Annotated in this window: 19 protein-coding genes, 1 tRNA gene and 2 pseudogenes; 12 read left to right on the top strand and 10 right to left on the bottom strand. The window is 67.1% G+C overall.

All coding sequences use genetic code 11. The features are described from left to right. On the top strand, positions 1-385 hold a 385-nt coding region (locus tag KB201_RS24815), incomplete at its 5' end, for a GDP-mannose 4,6-dehydratase (RefSeq protein ID WP_249145171.1). On the opposite strand, the gene KB201_RS07270 is transcribed toward KB201_RS24815, so the two are convergent. The 4 genes from KB201_RS07270 to KB201_RS07255 all read right to left on the bottom strand — a co-directional run bounded on the left by KB201_RS07270 (position 370) and on the right by KB201_RS07255 (position 5,637). Continuing rightward, entirely contained in the window at positions 370-1,233 is an 864-nt protein-coding gene (locus tag KB201_RS07270) for a hydrolase (protein ID WP_211538730.1), read from the bottom strand. The genes KB201_RS24815 and KB201_RS07270 overlap by 16 nt on opposite strands. 288 nt (positions 1,234-1,521) lie before the next feature. Further along, complete coding sequence (locus KB201_RS07265) at positions 1,522-3,603, bottom strand: DUF6541 family protein (RefSeq protein WP_211538729.1); 2,082 nt, start codon at positions 3,601-3,603, stop codon at positions 1,522-1,524. Positions 3,604-3,712: 109 nt separating this feature from the next. Further along, positions 3,713-4,975, bottom strand: coding sequence for an MFS transporter (locus KB201_RS07260; protein ID WP_078111744.1), 1,263 nt, complete (start codon positions 4,973-4,975; stop codon positions 3,713-3,715). Next, on the bottom strand, positions 4,972-5,637 hold the full coding sequence (locus tag KB201_RS07255; RefSeq protein WP_065630510.1) for a GntR family transcriptional regulator: 666 nt from the start codon (positions 5,635-5,637) through the stop codon (positions 4,972-4,974). Before KB201_RS07255 ends, KB201_RS07260 begins: the two co-directional genes overlap by 4 nt. A gap of 267 nt (positions 5,638-5,904) precedes the next feature. Here KB201_RS07255 and KB201_RS07250 point away from each other — a divergent pair, with 267 nt between their 5' ends. Further along, positions 5,905-7,101, top strand: coding sequence for an NADP-dependent malic enzyme (locus tag KB201_RS07250; protein ID WP_058251397.1), 1,197 nt, complete (start codon positions 5,905-5,907; stop codon positions 7,099-7,101). 132 nt (positions 7,102-7,233) lie between these two features. On the opposite strand, the gene KB201_RS07245 is transcribed toward KB201_RS07250, so the two are convergent. The 4 genes from KB201_RS07245 to KB201_RS07230 all read right to left on the bottom strand — a co-directional run bounded on the left by KB201_RS07245 (position 7,234) and on the right by KB201_RS07230 (position 12,133). After that, the gene (locus KB201_RS07245; protein ID WP_058251398.1) at positions 7,234-7,905 is read right to left on the bottom strand and encodes a VOC family protein; all 672 of its coding nucleotides are present in this window, start codon (positions 7,903-7,905) and stop codon (positions 7,234-7,236) included. A gap of 48 nt (positions 7,906-7,953) precedes the next feature. Further along, positions 7,954-8,658, bottom strand: a complete 705-nt coding sequence (locus KB201_RS07240) for a hypothetical protein (RefSeq protein ID WP_211538728.1) — start codon at positions 8,656-8,658, stop codon at positions 7,954-7,956. Between the two features lie 1,337 nt (positions 8,659-9,995). Continuing rightward, a complete protein-coding gene (locus KB201_RS07235) occupies positions 9,996-11,213 on the bottom strand; it encodes a hypothetical protein (RefSeq protein ID WP_249145169.1) in 1,218 nt (405 codons plus the stop codon). A gap of 41 nt (positions 11,214-11,254) precedes the next feature. Continuing rightward, positions 11,255-12,133, bottom strand: a complete 879-nt coding sequence (locus tag KB201_RS07230; protein WP_058251114.1) for a hypothetical protein — start codon at positions 12,131-12,133, stop codon at positions 11,255-11,257. 219 nt (positions 12,134-12,352) lie between these two features. Between KB201_RS07230 and KB201_RS07225 the strand changes: the two genes are divergently transcribed. The 5 genes and pseudogenes from KB201_RS07225 (at position 12,353) to KB201_RS07205 (ending at position 14,722) form a co-directional block, all read left to right on the top strand. Beyond that, positions 12,353-12,934, top strand: a complete 582-nt coding sequence (locus tag KB201_RS07225; protein WP_058251113.1) for a hypothetical protein — start codon at positions 12,353-12,355, stop codon at positions 12,932-12,934. A gap of 49 nt (positions 12,935-12,983) precedes the next feature. Further along, positions 12,984-13,484, top strand: a complete 501-nt coding sequence (locus KB201_RS07220) for a helix-turn-helix domain-containing protein (RefSeq protein ID WP_078111749.1) — start codon at positions 12,984-12,986, stop codon at positions 13,482-13,484. 59 nt (positions 13,485-13,543) lie between these two features. Beyond that, a pseudogene (locus KB201_RS07215) lies at positions 13,544-13,651 on the top strand (VOC family protein); the annotation flags it as partial. 60 nt (positions 13,652-13,711) lie between these two features. Then, a complete protein-coding gene (locus KB201_RS07210; RefSeq protein ID WP_211538726.1) occupies positions 13,712-14,563 on the top strand; it encodes a triacylglycerol lipase in 852 nt (283 codons plus the stop codon). 83 nt (positions 14,564-14,646) lie between these two features. Further along, a tRNA-Thr gene (locus KB201_RS07205) sits at positions 14,647-14,722 on the top strand. A gap of 251 nt (positions 14,723-14,973) precedes the next feature. Here KB201_RS07205 and KB201_RS07200 read toward each other — a convergent pair. Together KB201_RS07200 and KB201_RS07195 are read right to left on the bottom strand one after the other, a co-directional pair. Next, positions 14,974-16,074, bottom strand: a pseudogene (locus tag KB201_RS07200) (Arm DNA-binding domain-containing protein); the annotation flags it as partial. A gap of 2 nt (positions 16,075-16,076) precedes the next feature. Next, positions 16,077-16,673 carry a helix-turn-helix transcriptional regulator gene (locus tag KB201_RS07195; protein WP_211538725.1) on the bottom strand — a complete coding sequence of 199 codons (597 nt, stop codon included), beginning with the start codon at positions 16,671-16,673 and terminating at the stop codon, positions 16,077-16,079. Positions 16,674-16,862: 189 nt separating this feature from the next. Here KB201_RS07195 and KB201_RS07190 point away from each other — a divergent pair, with 189 nt between their 5' ends. The 5 genes from KB201_RS07190 (at position 16,863) to KB201_RS07170 (ending at position 18,621) form a co-directional block, all read left to right on the top strand. After that, on the top strand, positions 16,863-17,096 hold the full coding sequence (locus tag KB201_RS07190) for a DNA-binding protein (protein ID WP_211538724.1): 234 nt from the start codon (positions 16,863-16,865) through the stop codon (positions 17,094-17,096). 95 nt (positions 17,097-17,191) lie between these two features. After that, positions 17,192-17,629, top strand: coding sequence for a hypothetical protein (locus tag KB201_RS07185; protein ID WP_211538723.1), 438 nt, complete (start codon positions 17,192-17,194; stop codon positions 17,627-17,629). A 340-nt stretch (positions 17,630-17,969) separates the two neighbouring features. After that, entirely contained in the window at positions 17,970-18,146 is a 177-nt protein-coding gene (locus KB201_RS07180) for a hypothetical protein (RefSeq protein WP_211538722.1), read from the top strand. Continuing rightward, complete coding sequence (locus KB201_RS07175) at positions 18,143-18,388, top strand: hypothetical protein (protein WP_211538721.1); 246 nt, start codon at positions 18,143-18,145, stop codon at positions 18,386-18,388. The genes KB201_RS07180 and KB201_RS07175 overlap by 4 nt, the downstream gene beginning before the upstream one ends. Beyond that, positions 18,385-18,621: a hypothetical protein gene (locus KB201_RS07170; protein ID WP_211538720.1), complete on the top strand. Its 237-nt coding sequence runs from the start codon at positions 18,385-18,387 to the stop codon at positions 18,619-18,621. The genes KB201_RS07175 and KB201_RS07170 overlap by 4 nt, the downstream gene beginning before the upstream one ends. The last annotated feature ends 380 nt before the right edge of the window (positions 18,622-19,001 follow it).

The raw sequence follows: 19,001 nt of genomic DNA, 5'->3' as shown, positions 1-19,001 counted from the left end.
GAAGCTGGCGGTCTTCGGCGACGACTACGACACCCCCGACGGCACCGGCGTGCGCGACTACATCCACGTCGACGACCTGGCCGCCGGCCATGTCGCGGCCCTCGACCGCATCAGCACCGGCGAGACCGGCATGTCGACCTGGAATCTCGGTACGGGGCAAGGGGTTTCGGTCTTGGAGGTCGTGCACGCGTTCGAGAGGGCCAGTGGGCGCCCAATCCCCTACGAGGTCGCCCCGCGGCGGGCCGGCGACATCGCCGCGTCCTACGCCGACCCGACCCGGGCGAACGACGACCTGAACTGGCACGCCGCCAAGACCATCGACGACATGTGCGCCGACACCTGGCGCTGGCAGTCGGGCAACCCGAAGGGCTATCCGGACGCCTGACCGGTTTCCCCTCGGGCAGGCGCGTGCGGATCGTCGGGATCGACGATCGAGTCGGTGACCCAGCCGATGTAGCGCCGCGCCGAACTGTCCACCACGTCCCGGGCGTTCTCGGCCACGACGACACCGAACGCGTCGTAGAGCCGGTCGAACCGGAGTTCGTTCACCCGATCGACGATCTGGCGGACGAGCCGCGGTGACAGCGGGATCATGTTCGGATAGCTGCGCATGAAGGTCACCATGCCGGGCTGCATCACGCCCTTGATGGTGTCGCCGGTCAGCACCGCACCCCGGCCGTCGGCGGCGTCGGGGAGGTGTAGTACCGCGCTGCCGGGAAAATGACCGCCGCACTGGACGAGTCGGACCCCGCCGAGGACTTCGGTGGTGTCCGTCCAGAAGCGCACGACGGGGTCGGGGCGGGTGACCCATCGCCGGTCGGAGTCGTTGTAGTACACCGGAACTCGACCGAATCGATGACTGAGCGAGACGCTCGCGCCCACCAGATGCGGATGACTCGCGGCGATGGCGGCGACCCCGCCGTGATGCTCCAGCCAGTTGACGAGGGACGGCCCGAGGAAACCCGGCGGTTCCCAGAGGACGTTCCCGTCGGGAGTCGTTACGAGTAGGGCACGCTGCCCGATCCCGACGGAGGGCTGCACCGACAGCGCGGTCAGACCGGGCTCCAGTTCGTGGGCGGTCAGCGCGTTGTCGGCGGTCTCGTCGAGCCGGGTCCAGCTGGGACCGCTGACCGGAAGCCACTGCCGGTCGTCGTCGCAGATCGGGCACATCGCGGGCGGCGTCTCGTCCGGCGGGAACTCGTTGGCGCAGAACACACACATCCAGGGCCGCATGTCCCGACGCTAGCCCGTGCCCGTGCGTCGAACGGGGTGAATGGCCGCCCCGCTCCGTGTGCGAGACGCGGCCCCACTGCTCCCTAAATCCGAAAGAAGCGACCCCATTGCTCCCTGAGGTGTGAGGAGCGATAGCGACGAGCCACGAAGGGCCTGGTGAGACACGATGCTGAGCCCTTCGTGGCTCGCTTCGCTCGCACCTCAGGGAGCATGAGTTCAGTCGCCCAGGATTGGTCTTTCGTGGCCCACGACGGCCGCCGGGCCGCAGTTACTGAGGAGCGGAGTCACTCAGGGCGCGGGCGGCGGCGGGTAGACGAGGTCGTTGACGCGGTAGACCACCGCGTCGCCGCGGCGGAACACCTCGGTCAATCCGGGAGCGCCGTTCTGACGCAACGCCAGGAAGGGGTCGCCCTGGTGACCACGGGCGGGGTCGGGCATGCCGCGCTGGAACTCCCAGTAACTCGGCGGCGAGTCGATCACGTAGTGCACGTTCATGTCTCGCACGATCTGGTCGATGGCCGGGTCGGCGCCGATCTCCGACACACCCCAGAACAGGTCGCGCTGCCGCTCGGAGAACTCGTTGGCCCGGTAGAAGGGGAACATCGGGGTGACCCCGGTGACCGGGTACAGCCAGCCGGTGCCCTGGTCGAGGTTGTTGAGGACGAGTACGTCCTGGGCGTCGGGTTGCGCGGCGAGCCACTCGTAGGCGGCGAGATCGTCGGGCCCGACATACTTGCCGCCCCGCTCCTTCGACGCGATCTGCGCGTTCGGCGGATAACGCACGACGGCGGCGCCGGCGATCAGACCCAGCAACACCACGTACGTCGCGGCCACCACCCAGCGCGCCTTCCCCGAAGTCGCCTCGGCCTTCTCCTGACCGTCGGTCGGGTCCGATGCCACGCGCCGTCGGACCAGACCCGCGACGCCGAGCGCGAGAACCCCGATCGCGACGCCGGCCGCCGCGGCCGAGAGGATCGCGACCACGAACGTGAGCCGGTGGGGTGAGTTGTAGAAGTAGCCGCCGATCGCCCCGAGCGGGTACGACAGCGGCCCCAGGGACACCATCGCGTTGGCGGTCACCAGGGCGAACACGAACCATGCGACCAGGCCGGCCCAGCATCGCAGCCATACGAGCGCGATCAGCCCGAGCAGGGTGACGACGATCAGCGGCCACACCGGGAAGTGGTCGAGCTCGAGCGGGATCGTCCCGTTGAACGCGCCCTTGACGAGCCCGTCGAGGACCCCGATCGTCTCCTCACGGAAGTCGAAGAACGGGAGTTCATTGGTGTCGGCGACCCGGATGGTGCCCAGGACGACCGGTGCGATGAGCACCAGCGTCACCACCGCCGTGACGGCCAGCGTCGCGAGATCGCGCAGGCGACCGGCGACCGAACGCCACAGACCCTCGCACAGCCACCAGAGGACGACGATCACGCCGACGACGATCAGGCCGGAGGGGTGGGTGGCGGTCACACCGGCCACGGCCAGCGCGGCCGGCAGCACACGCGATCTGTCCGACACCACGCTCATCACGAGGACGGCGGCGACCGGCGCCAGGCTCACGCCGACCGCGTTCGGCACCGAGGTCAGCTGGACCTCGACGTAGGGCAGGGACGGGAACAGCGCGCTCAGCGCACCCGCGGTACCGGCGATGAGAGCCGACGAGTCGACGTCGTAGCGGTGCCGCGCGAACCAGTAGGCCAGCGACGCGACACCGAGCGGGACGGTGATCGCCAGCACTGCGGGCGAATACGTGTTGTAGAGCTCGACCGGGTCGGCACCGGTCAGCGGGAACAGCAACGCACCCAGCGCATGCCAGGTGTTCGGGTAGTAATTGAACCCCTGGGTGTCGTAGTTCATCAGCTCGCCCATCCGCATGGCCGAACCGACGCCCGTCTCGTGGATCCAGCGCAGCGAACTGGCGTGCCACAACGAATCCCACACCTGCGAGATGTTGCCGAGACCGGCGAATGCCGTCGTCGCGATCGGCCGGATGCAGGTGACGGCGATGACGAGTCCACCGAGTCCGAGCCCGGCGGCGACCCGCACCATCGCGGTCCGTCCCACGCGGGATTCGCCGTCGGCGTCGGGTACCGGCGCCAGCCGCTGGCCCCAGCGGGTGAGCAGCAGCGCCGAGTAGACCCAGGCACCGCCGACCGCGAAGACCAGACCCACCAGGGCCGAGACGGCATTCCACTCGAAGCCGACGACGGAGTACAGCACCGTCAGGATCGAGACCAGGGCGAACGTGATGGGCGGACCGGCGGCCAGCGCGACCGGCCACGGGAGGTTCATCCGTCGGCCGACGAACGCGCCGGGCAGGATGAGCACGAGCGCGGTCACGACGACGACCCATGCTCCGAGCATCATCGTCTGCGCCTTTCCACACTCACCCGCTGCACTCCCCGTCGCACCGCGGTGTCACTGCGGTGCCTGATCAAACTCTCAGCAGGTTACCGGGTGGTCGATCGACGACGCGTCACCGTGTGCGGGCGGCCCCGCCGGCCGAGCCCGCCATCGCGGCGGTACCGGGTTCTACGACGGGCGCACCGTGGCGACGATGTCCGAGGAGAGCGACGATCAGGCTCATCATTGCGGCGACGGCGCCGAAGCCGAACATGACCGGGTAGGTGATCGCCGGCCAGCTCTCCGAGATCCAGGCCAGAACCGCCGGAACCCCGAAGCCGAGGTAGGTCACGCCGTAGAACACGGCCGTGAGCCCGGCGAGGTCGTCGGGTCCGGCGATGCGCTGCACCTCCAGCAGGCCGACGATCATCGCCATGCCGTATCCGCAGCCGAGCAGCGTCGACGCCAGGAGCGCGACCCATACGGTCAGCACGTGTGCCGCCACGGCCGCGAGGACCATTCCGGCCACGAGCACCACGAAGGCGACGACGACACCGCGGAGACTCCCCGGCCGGTTGATCCGCCGACCCAACGACTGGATGCCGAAACCGGCGGACAGGCCGAGGACGCAGCACAGGCCGGCGAACGCGATCGGCGCTCCCGCGGTGCGGGCGGACATGAGGGCGGGGACGATCGCGTAACCCGATGCGGCGGCACCGAAAACCCAGGGCGCCAGTGGCAGCACGACGAACAGGAAACGACGATGGCCCGCGGACGGGATGCGCAGGTCGTCACGCAGACGCCCCGGCGAGTCTTGTCTGGGACGCGTCTCCGGCACCAGCACGATCAGGTTCGCCGCGACGACCGCGATGGCGATGTTGATCAGGTACGGCAGCACATGCGGCCACGGCCCCCACTGCGCGAGCACCCCGGCCACCCCGGCGCCGACGCCGAAGCCGGCCGTGAGACTCATGGCCGCGCGACCGGCGCCGGCACCCGTCCGCGCACCGTCGCGGTCGGAGAGTTCCTTGATCCAGCTCCCCCCCACGGCCATCGAGAGACCCAGCGCGATGCCGCTGCACACCCGCCCGGCGGTCAGCAGTGCCACCGACTCCGAGCCCGCGGCCAGCAGTCCCGAGCCGACCGCCGCGAACAGCGGGGCGGGCAGCATGAGTGGCCGTCGGCCCAGCCGATCCGACAACGGGCCGCCGATCAGCAGGGCGGGCACGATGCCCAGGACGTAGGCGAAGAGCAACGCGTCGACGACGACCGGCGACATGTCGGTGATCTGCCGGTACATGACCAGCAGCGGCGTGAATTCGTTGCCGCCCCACGCGGTGGCGAACACGGCGAGCGCGACGGCGGGCCATCCGAAGCGCGCGCGGTCGGCGCTCATGCCGGTGCCCCGGGGAGGTCGTGCCCGGGTAGATCGTGAACCGCGACGAGGTGGCCGGCGAGCAGGGTGTCGAAACGTTCGGCGTCGGCGGACTCGATCGCGTCGAGGAGCGCGCGGTGGTCGTCGAGGATTCGGGCCGCGACACTCGCGTCCCGGTGCACCGACGCCGTCGTCATCCGTCGATGCCGCTCCCCGAGCGTGGTGTAGAAGCCGGACAGCAATGCGTTGTCGCCGGCGGCGGCGATGAGCTGATGGAACTCGGCGTCGATGCGGGAGAACTCCCGGATGTCCGAGGCGTCGGACCGACGATGGGCGTCGAGGTTGGCGCGCAGACTCCGCACGAGTCCGGCCACCGCGCCCGGCCGACCGACGACCGCACGCACCGCGTGCCGTTCGAGGAGCAGGCGTGCGTCCACGACGTCGCGGATCTCGCGCTCACCGATAGGGACCACGAGGGCTCCCCGTTTCGGGTAGAGACGCATCCAGCCTTCGGTCTCCAACCGCAGGAACGCCTCGCGCACCGGAGTACGGCTCACCGAGCACTTCGCGGCGATCTCACCCTCGCTGATCAGCTCACCGCCGGCGATCGCGTTTGTGAGAATTTGCTCTTTGACCTCGACATATACCCGCTCAGCAGCGGATTCGGAGGTCGCATGCAACATAGACACAAGTTGTACCTTATCAATGATCATTGGACACTTCACCTGGGCCGACCCACCTTCCGGAACGATCCCAGACGGTGAGACACTTAATCCGGCCGTAACGAGCGTCACCCCGCTCACACGAGCCCGGCCCGCGTCCGCTGAGCTCACCTGCTCGCGTCGATGCGGATCACTTCTAGCTCGCGGGCAGCGTGGCCGGCGAGACGATGCAACCCGCATTTTCGCGGCTTTTCAGGAGGACCCGTGACGAGCACGGAGGACACACGTATGGGTGAGACCCCCTACACCGAACCCACGATCGCCGACCACCCCATCACCGACGAAGAGATCTTCTTGGCCCACGTCGGCGGCAAGCTCTCGGTGGAGCTGCGCGCACCCATCGACACCCAGCGCGACCTGTCGATCGCCTACACCCCGGGTGTGGCCCAGGTGTCGCGTGCGATCGACACCGATGCCACCCTGGTGAACAAGTACACCTGGACCGATCGCCTGGTCGCCGTGGTGAGCGACGGCTCGGCGGTCCTCGGACTCGGCGACATCGGTCCCCGCGCCTCGCTGCCGGTCATGGAGGGCAAGTCCGCACTGTTCCGCAGCTTCGCCGGACTCAACTCGATCCCCATCGTTCTCGACACCCAGGATCCCGACGAGATCGTCGAGACCCTCATCCGACTCCGCCCGAGCTTCGGCGCCGTGAACCTCGAGGACATCTCCGCGCCGCGCTGCTTCGAGATCGAGCGCCGCGTCATCGAGGCCCTCGACTGCCCGGTCATGCACGACGACCAGCACGGCACCGCGATCGTCGTCCTCGCCGCCCTCAAGGGCGCGACGACCCACCTCGGCCGCGATCTCGCCGGCCTGAAGGTCGTGATCTCCGGCGCTGGCGCCGCGGGTGTCGCGTGCGCGAACATCCTTCTGGCAGTGGGCATCTCCGATGTCGTCGTGTTGGATTCCAAGGGCATCGTGTCTGCGGGACGTGACGGCCTGAACGAGTCGAAGAGCGAACTGGCGTCGCGCACCAACCCGCGCGGGCTGACCGGTGGCGCGGTCGAGGCGCTCGCCGGCGCCGACGTCTTCATCGGTGTGTCGGCAGGTCTGATCCCCGAAGAGCTCATCGCGTCGATGAACGACGATTCGATCGTCTTCGCCCTGTCGAACCCCGACCCGGAGATCCATCCGGAGGCCGCCGCGAAGTACGCGGCGATCGTCGCGACCGGGCGCAGCGACTTCCCGAACCAGATCAACAACGTGCTCGCCTTCCCCGGCGTCTTCAAGGGTGCGCTCGACGCCGGTGCACGACGCATCAGCGAGGGCATGAAAATCGCTGCGGCCGAAGCCATTTTCTCGGTCGTCGCCGATGACTTGCGCGCCGACCGCATCGTGCCCAGCCCGCTCGACGACCGGGTCGCCCCGGCAGTGGCGGCCGCCGTCGCCGACGTCGCCCGCGCCGAGGGGCACTGCTCCTAGGCGCTTTGCCCACCCGCGACTGAAAACCACCCTCCGGGAGCGACCGTCGGCTATATTCGCCGGCTCGCCTCTGGGAGGGTGGTTTTCAGTCGCGGTTCTCGATGGGTTGAGGGGTCACCACCCCTCGGTTGATCAGTAGTTCTGGTCCTGCCAGGTGCACAGGCACACCTCGTTGCCCTCGGCGTCGGCGAGAACCCAGAAGGCCGGGGCGTACTCGTCGGTGAGGAGTTGGCCGCCGGCGGTGATGGCCGACTGCAGGCGCTCGTGAAGTTCGTCGGTCGGGATCCACAGGTCGACGTGCATCCTGCTCCGCTGGGGGCGAGGTTCGTCCATCTGCTGGAACCAGACGCTGGGTAGGCGCCCGGCCGGATCGACGAGGTCGACGGGTTCGCGATCGGCCGCGTCGCCGTAGCCCAGGACGGCCTTCCAGAAAGGCCTGATGGCCGGGATGTCGAGGGCATCGATGGCGAGGTTGAACTGGGTGACGGGCGCGGACACCGGCTCGAGGCCGAGGTCGGCGGCGATGCCGGTGATCCGGTTCGCCAGGGCGACATCGGCTTCCGTGAGTTGGTGCGCGCTGTGCGTGGTGAGCACGAGATGCACCGTGCCGTAACGCAGATCGATGTCGGGGTGGTGGTTCGCCTCTTCGGCGGCGTCGATGATCTTGGCGACGAACTCGCCGCCCCGCACCATCGATCCGGTGTTGTAGGCGGCGGCGAGTCTGTCGGCGATGACACGCCAGGGATCGGCGACCATCTCGGCGGCCTCGGCGGTGGTGAGCGGCGAGCGAGTGGACCCGGTCATGTCGCCCCATGCTGCCCCGTTCCGGTGGATTGCGAAAGGGGGCGCGCCTCAGTGCCTGTTGGTGGTCGCCGCCGCCAGTGTCGCGATCGCCTGGAGCGTCGCCGGCAGGAACCCACGGCGCGCCTCCTGGTCCAGGGCGGTGCCGGCGCCGATGACCGGGTCGTAGTCGAGCCCGATCACTCCGCCGACCGCACCGGACACCACACTGACCAGCATGTCGGCGAGTCCGTCCTGATGGGTGGCCGGTAGTTGCGCGGAGATGACGACGATCGTCTTCTCCAGCACCCCGGCCCGGTCCCATTCGGTGAAGACGACCCGGGCGCGGTTGAGTAGGTCGGGTCGCGCCGCGATGACGAGTACCGGAGTGAGGTTCGGGAGGTCGTCTTCGGCGAGTTCGGGCAGCAGCGTGAGCGGATGCGCACCGGCGTCGACGACGGGAACCGCACCCTGCCGCCACGTCTCGACGACGGCGTCGGTCACCGTCGCCTCCTCGGGCGGAAGCCACAGACCCGTGCCCGACGCCGTGCGCAACAGTTCGGGGTTACCCGACCCGCGGAGCCGCAGCTCGATGTCGCAGTCGTTGCCCGACGCGTCCACCCACCACGAGAGCAGCCCGAGCGTCGACGACGCCCGATGCTCCGCGAGCAGGGCCGAAACAACCGACGCGCCAACACCCCCCGCTGTCCCGCACACGACGACGGCCCGCTCGGCCCAGGCCTGCGGGTCGCCGTCGCGTGGGGTTGGTGCAGTCATCTATCCTCATGGAACCAGAAGGTAGGCGCCGTACCCAATCGACCAGATACCGACACGAGCGACCACATCCACGACCAGCGAGTGTCATCGCTCCCATTTCGGGGGGCACCTACGGTTTCGCTGCGAGCTCTAACTCAGGGAACAAGCACGTACATCCCGGTGCCGTATCCCTGCTGAACACGCACAGGGCTATTGGCCGAGTATGTTGTGATGCCGATCGACGCAGGTCCCGAACCGGTCGGAACCTCCCAGACCTTCTTATCACCGGGTCGGGGACCGAATGATGCTGTCGCCCACTTTTCCAGACTCAAACCTCTGACGCTCGTATAGGCCGTACCAAACAGCACGCGGCATCTGGGGTTCCGCTTCCAAGTCGCTCCGTTACCCGAAAACCCGCGCGAAATCGCAGTCAGTCGGACGACCCCTCGCTTGTTCGGCGGTGCGTCTGCCTTCACATCTACGACCCCTCGGCAGAATGAGTGATCACCGAAGGTACCGAAGCTACTTCCAGACGTCTGCAGTTGCGGGATCGGAGCCGCAGAGGCTTGTCCGACTCCCACGACGCTCGTAACCACCGCGATCGCGGAGGCCGCCACCGCTACCATGAACTTCTTCATTCCATTCCTCCCTATTTTCCGAAAGACAGGACCCGGACCTCCACATGGCGAGGGACTTGCCCCTGCGCATGTCGAAGGGTGCGCGCGAATCGCTGCAGAACAGCGACCGCCACGGTCGCCAGACTGCTTGCCGACTCCCACAACGGCTGAGAGCAAGATTTCGGCATACCCGCTCATTGACACGCACACCTATAGACCTCGAGAAGCCGAGTGCCTAAGAAACCAACATGTGGTACGACACACCCACCGACTGCCTCAGACGAATCGGGTTGTTACGGGCATACGTAGACACCAGAAACTCGACCACTCCAGACCCAGTCCTGACGTCCTGAACCACCTTCTGCCCACGCCTAGGACCAAAATCGGCGTTGAAGAAGTTCCATTTGGCATACGCCTCAACGCTCGTATGCACTGTGCCGATCAGAAGCTTGCACACCGGCTTCCGCTTCCAGCTCGGACCGTTTCCTATGAAGCCAGAAGACGTGAGGGTGACCCGAACGACCCCGCGCTTGGATGGAGCTGCGGTCAAGCCCACATGCAGGACCCCTCTGCAGTAGGAATGATCGCCAAAGGTTCCCATGGTGTCGCCGGTAATACCTATGCGTGGCAACTGTGGTGCAGCATCGCTTTGCCCAGCTCCGACGATCAGACCCGCGGACGCCACGATGAGGGCGACCGCTAGGCACAGCGAGCGTTTCATTTTCTACAGAGCTCCACGTCTCAGTGATTCACGGCCGCAGAGTGGCCGCCCTCGGCCGGCCACAGCACGTCACTCCCGGGCAATGCGTTCTGCAGGCTGTCAGATTGTGCGCGAGTCCAATCACGAACCGACTTCTCAACGTGGGGACCGAGCACGGAATACGGCGATCTGGCCTGAGCCCCGGACCATTTGAAGGTTGTAGCTCCGATCTTCGCGTCAACGTCGCCACGATGGTTCACCACGTAGTCCACCGCAGGCAATCCCGAGCGGCGTGCATGATCTGCCGATAAATGAAACTCGAACTGATTTTGCCCTTCTGCCTCCGGAAGCGCGTGACGCGGGCCATTCGGACGCCACGGCTCGCTGGGGTTCGCGCCGGGATCACCCGCTCCCAGCGCGTATGCGAGTGCTCCGCCAGCCGTCCCGGCGATCGCGAACCCGACCGCAGCCCCGGCAGCGCCCGCGCCGATACCGCCAATCGCGGCTCCTGCCCCGGCTCCGATAGCCGCTCCAAGCGGACCAGGCGTACCCCAGAACGGCGGCACCGGTATGGACCCAATGGAGCCACCGACCACACCGCCTACGATCGCACCAACCCCCGCCCCCACAACCGCCGACGGAATACCAAGCGCGACAGCACCAGCCGTGCCGCCGGCCATGACGCCGATGATCGTGGCGGCAGCACGACGAGTCGCCTCGTCCTCAGGAACACCAGCAGAGATCAAACCCTGCGCAATCTTCGCCTCGCCATACGCCGACCACGCATTGATCGAGTTCACATCACGCTTCGACATCCCCTCCGGAATGTCGGTGACGAAGTTGCCCACACGGATCTTCTCCGGCGGCGGCGCGATCGGCCGAACCGGCGGAGCAACCCGCGGAGCCACCCGATTGTTGATCAACGGCGTGTAGGGCTCGTCATACGAATACGACCCAGGCGCGGTGTACGCCTGATACGGCGCCTCCACCGGCGGCCCCGGAATACTGCCCGGCCCCGGAACCACCACCGGCTCGACCGTCGCCTCAGCACCGGCACCACCATCCGGCGACACATCACTCGGACTCGTGCCACCCTGCCCCGGAGCCGTGTCGCCCGGACTCGTCCCACCCTGCTCCGGCACCGCAAACGCCGCCCCCGCGCCCGCAGTGATCGACACCGCGACCACCGCCGACGTCACCGACAGCAATGGACCACTCGGCACCCGACGCTTCCGATGCCGACCCCGACTATGACTCATTACTCGACTACCTCTCTGGTGCGCCCACGGCGGGCGAGATCTCACTCAACCGATCGGATGGACTGGATGTAGGACTTGCCGCCGATGGTCGTCGTGCGGATGACCTGGCGGTAGGTGATAGGCGCCGCGTCGGGCTGCAGTTCGGTGAGCACCACCGAGTACTCGCCCGGTCCGCGCTCGGCGACCGTCAGACAGTGCCGGGTACCGAGTGGACGCTGGTTGATGTACTGCTGCATCACGTACTCGGAGGCCACCGCGCCCGGCGCCGCGACCGCCCGTGCCGCCCTCGCCGAGCGCAGAACGTAGTAGGCGTGGTTGAAGGCGCGGATCGCACCGGCGCCGGACTCTTGATTACCGGCATCGTCGCCGTCGGACACCGTCGTCCCCGATCCCACCGGGCGCTGCGTACAGGCGGGCTCGCTCGCCACAGCGGACGTGGACGGCAACAACGAATCGGAGGCGTCAGCGGTGGACGTCGATGCCGTCGTCGATTCGGGCTCGCCGCCGCGCGTCAGGACCACACCCATGGCTGTGGCGACAATCACAAGAATCGCTGCTGCCGCACCTGCGATTCGCAGTGGTGAACCGATACGCGCGCGCTTCTCGCTGCGCGAAGCCGATCCGCTCTTTCGCTTCGCACGGACCGACTTCTCCGCCTCTGCCAGGAACGCATCGAGCTCCGACGCCGGGCGCGGCGCGACGACCTGCGGCGCGGCGACCGACGGCCGAATCGGCTCCTCGTGCTGTGGAACTGGGCGCTCGAGAACGGCCACCGCGGACGGTTGCGAGGCCACCTGAGCTGGGCCGACGGAGCGGTATCGGGCCAGGTGAGCGGCGAGATCGGCGGCTGGCGTCGCGTCGGAAGCGGGCGACGGCGGGACGTCGGGGAACCACAGTGCGGAAGCGCGCGGCGGCACCAAGATCCCTCCCCCCGGCCGGTGATCATTTCGTCGTGAAGTTGCGCTCAACGACGGCACGACGCAGGGGGTCCCCCGATGACGTCGGCATTTGCCGTCGCTGACCTCGGGACACCCTACAACAGCTCTCAGGACCTTCTCAGCTGTCATCCACAGGGGTGACAGGCGATCCTGCGCTGCGAATTCATGCACACAGATGTCGCGCTGACTAGGGTCGCGAGTGTGCTTCTCACGGCCGCAGTCGCCCGCGGGGTCGCGGACGGAACCGTCGACCTCGCCTTCCGGCGATGGGGTCATCCGCGCATTCATCCCGGCTCGAGCTTCATCGCGCTGACTCACGTCATCGAGGTGACGTCGCTCGAACGCGTCGACCCCGAACGGATCACGCGCGACGAGGCGCGGCGCGCAGGATACGACGATGCCGACGCCGTCCGGGCCGCCCTCTGCGTCAACGTCCACAATCCGACCTACCGCATCGGACTGCAGTGCATCGGCGAGGACCCACGGATCGCCCTGCGCGCCGACGATGATCTCGCGGACGCGGACGTGGACGAGATCCGAACCCGCCTCGACCGGATGGACTCCCGGTCCAAGATCGGGCCGTGGGCCCGAGAAACCCTCGACCTCATCGCGCGCCGCCCGGGCGTGGTGTCGACCGACCTCGCGGCTGAACTCGGCAGGGACCGAGCAGGATTGAAGCAGGACATCACCAAGCTCAAGAGGCTCGGGCTGACCGACAGCCTCGTCGTCGGGTACGAACTGTCGCCACGCGGCGTCGAGTTCCGGCGTCGCGACCGCGACTGAGGTCACCGAACATCCGACGGCGACATGTCGACGTGGGCATCATCGGTTCATGCCCAGCGCACACCCGGCCCGTCACCTGCTGCGCGCCAAAGATCTCGCGGACGTGCGATTCGCCGAGCCGCTGACGGTCGACGACATGGCCGCCGCGGCGAAACTGTCCCGCGCCCACTTCTCGCGGGCCTTCGCAGCCGCATACGGACAGTCGCCACACGCGTATCTGCAGACTCGACGACTGGAACGGGCAGCGGCCATGCTGCGAACGACGGACCGTACCGTCGCCGACATCTGCATGGCGGTGGGTCTTTCCAGTGTCGGTTCGTTCACCACGAGCTTCACTCGCGCATTCGGCAAGACGCCGACGGCATATCGGGATTCGTTCCTGCCCGCCTCCATGTACGCACGGATACCGGCGTGCGTTCTGCGCGTCTACTCGCGCCCGGCTCCGACGAGCCGGACCGCGCAATCCCCGGGAAGTGAAGCATCACGCGACGGACCAGGTGAGGACAGCACACGGGGAGAAGACCTCGACGGCCGCAGCGACCTACGTTGATCTCACACCGCAACATCCCTCAAGCGAAGGAAGACAACATGATTCGCATCGCCAGCGCCGAGTTCACCGAGACACCCGAGGAACGGCCGTACGGCATCGACGCGGGTTTCCGCGACCCGTCGGGGAACAGTGTTCGTCTGACGCAACTGGCCGAGGTACTCTCCTAGACCGCCCGGCGTTCCGGCAATCGCGGGTCGCGTCGCCGCGTCGTCGGCGACAATCCGACCATGAACAGCATCCGATCCGGAGTCACGGCGGCTGTGCTCGCGCTCGCCGCCGCAGGTCTGTGCCTCGTGGCCGGCACCGCGAACGCCGCGCCGTTCCCGGTGATCACGGATGCGCCGACCGCCATCGCCTCTCGATATCTCAGCCCGGCAACCGAGTCGCCCGCCGGCGCCAACCGCTTCGCCTGTCGCGACCGCGACGGACGCAATCCGGTCGTGCTGCTGCACGCGACTGCCATGAACCAGAGCGCGAACTGGGCGTATCTCGCGCCGACCCTGGCCAACGCGGGGTACTGCGTGTTCAGCCTGACCTACGGCCAGACGAGCTGGAGCGGCAACACCGGTGGCCTGGGCAACAAGGAGCAGTCCGCCCGTGTGGTGTCGGCCTTCGTCGGGCGGGTTCTGGCTGCCACCGGCGCCCAGAAAGTCGATGTCGTCGGCCACAGTCAGGGGGGCGCGATCGCACAGCTCGTCACCCAATTGCCCGGACGCGCCGAACAGGTGGGCACGATCGTCGGGCTGTCCGCGTCGAACCGCGGATACTCACGGGTCGGCTCGATCACCGACCGGTTACCCGCCCGTGCCCCCGGTCAGAGCTACTGGGGTCCGACGCATCGCTCGATCCGATACGTGAACCTCGCGACGCGATTCGACGAGATCTCGACGCCGTACACCGTGACCTTGATGCCGCCCGGCCCCGACATCACCAACACGGTGATCCAGGACGTGTGCCCGGCGTCGAAGATCGGTCACGTCGGGATGGCGTACTCCCCGACCGTCGCTGCGCTCGTCCGCAACGCGCTCGATCCGCAGCGTCGGGTGCCGGTCGTCTGCGGTTCCGACTTCCCGGGTTGACCTGGGCCCTCTGGCTTCGACGACCCGAGTTTTGTTCGATCCCCGACCCTCGCTAGACTCGTCTGCGCTGCCTCGCGTAGCACGCCGCCCTAGCTCAGTCGGTAGAGCAATTCACTCGTAATGAATAGGTCAGGGGTTCGATTCCCCTGGGCGGCTCCATCTTGACCAGGCGATTCGCTCTCGAGCGGATCGCTTTCGTCGTCTCTGCGGACGGACGCGGTCACCGATTGGTCACCTTCGTCTTGCGAAACACTTTCGTGGTCACGCTGGTCACCGATCGGCTGCGCGCGCTTGGTCCGCGGCACCAGTCCGGCCGCGGCGGCTGCGGCCTCGGCTCCGATGCCACCGATGAGATGGGTGTAGATGTCGCTCGTGATTGACAGCGACGAGTGCCCCAGCCGCTTCGACACGAGCACCATCGGCGCTCCTGACGCGAGCAGTAGTGAGGCCTGAAGGTGCCTGAGGTCATGCAGTCGCACCCGACGCACGCCGGCGCTCTCGCACAGCTGATGGAACCGCTCGGTCACCTTGCCCGGCACGAGCGGTGCGCCGTCCTCACGAGCGAACACGAGCTGATGGTCGTTGTAGGCACTCCCCCACTGCGCCTGCTCCGCCTCCTGATTGAGCCGGTGAGCCATGAGTGTGCCGAGAGTGTCGGGGTCGAGGTCGATGACGCGCGCTTCGCCACTCGACGTCTTGGGTGCACCGAACTGGATCTGTCGATGCTCCTCGCCGCAGTACGGGCAGGCAACACCGGTGCCGTCCACCTCAACGAGTTGCTGGCGCACGACTAGCACCTTGCGCTCGAAGTTGACGTCCGGCCACCGCAGGCCAAGCGCCTCGCCGCGCCGCAGGCCGGTCATGGCGATGGTCTCGAACAGGGCGCCCAGCCGATCGGGCTGCGCGTGTGCGAGGAACTGCCCAAGCTCTTCGGGTTCCCACGGGTTGACCTTCGGCCTCGGCACGCGCGGCAGCTCGACATCGACGGCCGGGTTGAACGAGATGAGGCGCTGCTTCTTCGCCGATCCCAGTGCCGAGCGCAGGGTGGCATGGATGCGCTGAATTGACGCCGGGCCCAACTGCTTCGGGTTGCGACGTTGCCCCTTCGCCAGCTTTGCATCCTTGGCCGGCTTCACCGGCGGCTTTGCGATTGCGGTGAGCATCGCTTCGATGTGCGCGCCGCGGAGGTCTCTCAAGCGAACGTGGCCGAAGTGGGGAACGAAGTATAGGTCGACGTGGCGCTGGTAGCTGTGCAGCGTCGTGGGCCGAACGCCGGCCATCCGCTTGGCCTCGATCCATTGCTCGAGGTAGGCCGCCACAGTCAGCCGGCGGTCGACGACGACCTCGCCCGTGCGTACCTCTGCCAGGCGTTCGTCGAGCGCCTCCTGGGCCTCTCGCTTCGTCCGGAAGCCGCGCTTGCGTTCCTGTCGGCGCTTCCCGGTGGCCGGGTCTCGCCCGAGGTCGACGACGTAATACCAAGAGGTGTCTGACTTCTTGATGCTGCCGCGCATGGCTAGCCGACCTCGCGTTCGATGTGTGCGCGGCGGGTATCCAGAGGCGCTGGCGTAAGTCCGGCGCCTCTCTGGTCTCGGCGGACTTCCTCCAACTCCTGCTCGAGCCCGCGGATCTCTTCCTCGAGTCGATCCCGGAGGAGCTGATCCTGCTCGCCACCGCGGCGGATTCCTGCGAGTTGCGCCTCTGCCCGTTCGATGAAATCGAGCACGCGCCGTTCGCGACGCCCGAGCCTGAGCGGACGGCCGCCCTCCTCGTAATCCTCGTAGTCAATGCCCCAGTGAGTGAGCGCCCGGTTGCCATCGGGGTCGGTCACGAGAACCTCAAGCGGTCGCTCGCCCGAGAACCACAGCGCCGCAGCAATAGACGTGGTCATCGAGGGAACGCCGTCCGATTCTGGCAAGGGTTCGACAAACTCTCCTGGGATTCCGGGGTACAGCAACCCCAGGGGTGGCACGCCGAGCGCCCGGGCAAGCACGAGCAGCTCCGGAACGCTGATGTCCCCACCGCGCTTGCCGCCTTCAAGGGCGGCGATGCGAGGGCGCGAGACGCGCATTCCTAGCTCGGCCGTCCGATCCGACAGCTCCTGGGCCGACATCTTCCGCCTGTCGCTCGTCCGAAGAGCCCGTATGCCGCGACCCACTTGAGCGGTAGTCGCCTTCGGCCAGTCATGCTGCTCCATACAGATCAAAATAGCAGATGCTTGCTCACTAAGCTGCATTGGCCTAGATTGGACCACATCGAGCAAATGACTGCTCGATTGATACATACAAATCAGGAGGACGCCATGCAGCACGTGTGGTCACCGGGTGAGGTTCGGGCTCTCGGAGTGCGAACGGACCTCGAGACCGCCAACAGCATCTTGGGACTCAACCGATTCACCGGTTACGAACTGGCCAGGACCGGGGACTACCCCGTCAAGGTGCTGCGAGCAGGACGACGCTACATCGTTCCAGTAGCCGGTCTCCTTGCAGCTCTGGACATTCCGGCCCAAGAGGACGAGCGGCAGCTCACCGCGTGACCGCGGAGCGAGCACACGCAGACAAAAAATGACCGGCCCGAGCACCACCTCAGACCGGTCGATCGAAAACCCACCCTCACCAAAGGAAAGATCCGATGACAACCACTCTAACTCATCAGACCGACACCGAGCATCAGGCAGTCGCCCGGGCGGCGTCTGACCTCGGCATCCACGTCGAGATCCCCGAGAACGTTCGCAGCGCCCAGCAGGTCCACGCCGCACTGCCGGCGGGCGACGGCGGAATCGAGCTGATCGCCACGCTGACCAGCGGACGCGTTTACGCCAACGTGGAGCGCTTCGACTACACCAACCCGGACGGCACTGCCGACTCCTCCGGGTTGGAAGTGTCGATCTTTCTGCCCGACGGTAACCGCGACACCATCGGCGAAGGCAAAGTCGGATTCAGCAGCGATGACCCCGGTCGCATCGCCATACTGGCCGACCTCGCAATGGTTTCCTCGGCCGCGGCGCGGTTCGTCTCCGCATACGTCGCAGCCAGCACCGCCGAAATCGACGAGATCGGGGTGCGCTGATGACGCGCGCAGAGGGTTTGGCTCGCCGTCAGGATGCCATCAGGCGTGAGCTTGTCGCCGATCCGTGCCGACCGACCACCGCGATCGCAAAGAAGGTGCACTCCGCACCCGCGACGGTGCGTGCCGTCCGACGTGAGCTCGAATGCTCCGGCACCATCCCCCGCCGCGTGAGCTACCCCGGCTGCCGACGTTGGCGGGAGTTCGTCGAGGACTACGAGTTCCTTCGCGAGCAGGGAATCGCGAACGCGGACATTGCAACACGCCTTGGAGTGCGCCTCAAGAGTCTCGAGCGCCGGGCACGTCGGCACGGTTGCTGGCAGCCGGATCGGGAGCGTGTCGCATGAACCGCACCGAATGGATTGACCGATGCTGCAACGCACTGGACGCGCTCAAAGCCGAGATGCTGAGCACCGAAGAAATCGCGGCAATCACCGTCACGCTCGAAACGATGCTCGGCATCGAAAACCAGCGAACCGCCGCTCCGGTGCTGACCCTCGTGCGAGGTGATGCGTCGTGACCGTCCTCGACATGCACCCGATTTACGCCGCCCGCGCTCGGCCTGCCGGCGACTGGATCGACGGCCGCCCGCATGTCGACGGCCAAGTCGCCTCACTCGACCGGCTCGGCTACCTCATCGCGGTCTACGAATCCCGCGGCTACAAGCCCACCCTCGGCGACACCGCCTATCAGCGCATGACGGCCGCCGGTGGCGGCTGGGCGCGGCTGGCGGCTCGCCTCGATCGAAAGGAGACGGTGTGAGCTGGCAGACCTTCGGCATCGAGCGCCGCGACGACCGCTATGGGCCGTATGCCCCACTGGTGGACGGCGGTCACCAGTCCGCCGAGGTGATCTTGTTGCAGCGCAACGACACCGGGAAGACTCGGGCGGTCCTCGGTTTCCTTGTCGGTGCAGAGTATGTGCCGATCGAGGATCTTCCGGGCTGGACCGGCGAGATGCCTCAGCATGGAATCCGCACCGAGGTTCTGCGGTGACCAGTTCCCCTGTCAACCCCGACCCCGTGGCCTCCGTGGCTACGGGGCCGGGGTTGCGCCCCGCACCCGGCACAGTCGACTTCGCTGAGCTACTGACCATGCTCGGCCACGACGATTTCACCGCGGTATGTCATCAGCCCGTCGGTGGAAAGTTCACCGCGAGCGTTACCGAATCAGCCGACGCCGCCAGCTTGGTGGGCGTTTCAGACGCCGACTTGTGGTTCGGAGTCAACCCGGTGACGCGACCCGCGCCAGGACGCCGCGGCGCCTCTGACGACGTCACCAAACTGTCGTGCCTGTGGGTCGACTTCGACGTCAAGCCCGGCGCCTGCACGTCCCTGACACAGGCTCAGGCAATCATCGATGACCTCGCCGCTGCC

It is taken from the genome of Gordonia sp. SCSIO 19800 (assembly GCF_018132775.1).
Classification (GTDB): Bacteria; Actinomycetota; Actinomycetes; order Mycobacteriales; family Mycobacteriaceae; genus Gordonia; species Gordonia hongkongensis.
Note: the sequence above shows the minus strand (reverse complement) of the source record. Positions and strands in the feature narration are given on the sequence as shown.

What these genes read in the sequence shown, in the direction of transcription:
- KB201_RS07270 (WP_211538730.1), bottom strand. Translation starts at nt 1,233, where the DNA reads ATGCGGCCCTGGATGTGTGTGTTCTGCGCCAACGAGTTCCCGCCGGAC.
- KB201_RS07265 (WP_211538729.1), bottom strand. Translation starts at nt 3,603, where the DNA reads ATGATGCTCGGAGCATGGGTCGTCGTCGTGACCGCGCTCGTGCTCATC.
- KB201_RS07260 (WP_078111744.1), bottom strand. Translation starts at nt 4,975, where the DNA reads ATGAGCGCCGACCGCGCGCGCTTCGGATGGCCCGCCGTCGCGCTCGCC.
- KB201_RS07255 (WP_065630510.1), bottom strand. Translation starts at nt 5,637, where the DNA reads ATGTTGCATGCGACCTCCGAATCCGCTGCTGAGCGGGTATATGTCGAG.
- KB201_RS07250 (WP_058251397.1), top strand. Translation starts at nt 5,905, where the DNA reads ATGGGTGAGACCCCCTACACCGAACCCACGATCGCCGACCACCCCATC.
- KB201_RS07245 (WP_058251398.1), bottom strand. Translation starts at nt 7,905, where the DNA reads ATGACCGGGTCCACTCGCTCGCCGCTCACCACCGCCGAGGCCGCCGAG.
- KB201_RS07240 (WP_211538728.1), bottom strand. Translation starts at nt 8,658, where the DNA reads ATGACTGCACCAACCCCACGCGACGGCGACCCGCAGGCCTGGGCCGAG.
- KB201_RS07235 (WP_249145169.1), bottom strand. Translation starts at nt 11,213, where the DNA reads ATGAGTCATAGTCGGGGTCGGCATCGGAAGCGTCGGGTGCCGAGTGGT.
- KB201_RS07220 (WP_078111749.1), top strand. Translation starts at nt 12,984, where the DNA reads ATGCCCAGCGCACACCCGGCCCGTCACCTGCTGCGCGCCAAAGATCTC.
- KB201_RS07210 (WP_211538726.1), top strand. Translation starts at nt 13,712, where the DNA reads ATGAACAGCATCCGATCCGGAGTCACGGCGGCTGTGCTCGCGCTCGCC.
- KB201_RS07195 (WP_211538725.1), bottom strand. Translation starts at nt 16,673, where the DNA reads ATGTCGGCCCAGGAGCTGTCGGATCGGACGGCCGAGCTAGGAATGCGC.
- KB201_RS07190 (WP_211538724.1), top strand. Translation starts at nt 16,863, where the DNA reads ATGCAGCACGTGTGGTCACCGGGTGAGGTTCGGGCTCTCGGAGTGCGA.
- KB201_RS07185 (WP_211538723.1), top strand. Translation starts at nt 17,192, where the DNA reads ATGACAACCACTCTAACTCATCAGACCGACACCGAGCATCAGGCAGTC.
- KB201_RS07180 (WP_211538722.1), top strand. Translation starts at nt 17,970, where the DNA reads ATGAACCGCACCGAATGGATTGACCGATGCTGCAACGCACTGGACGCG.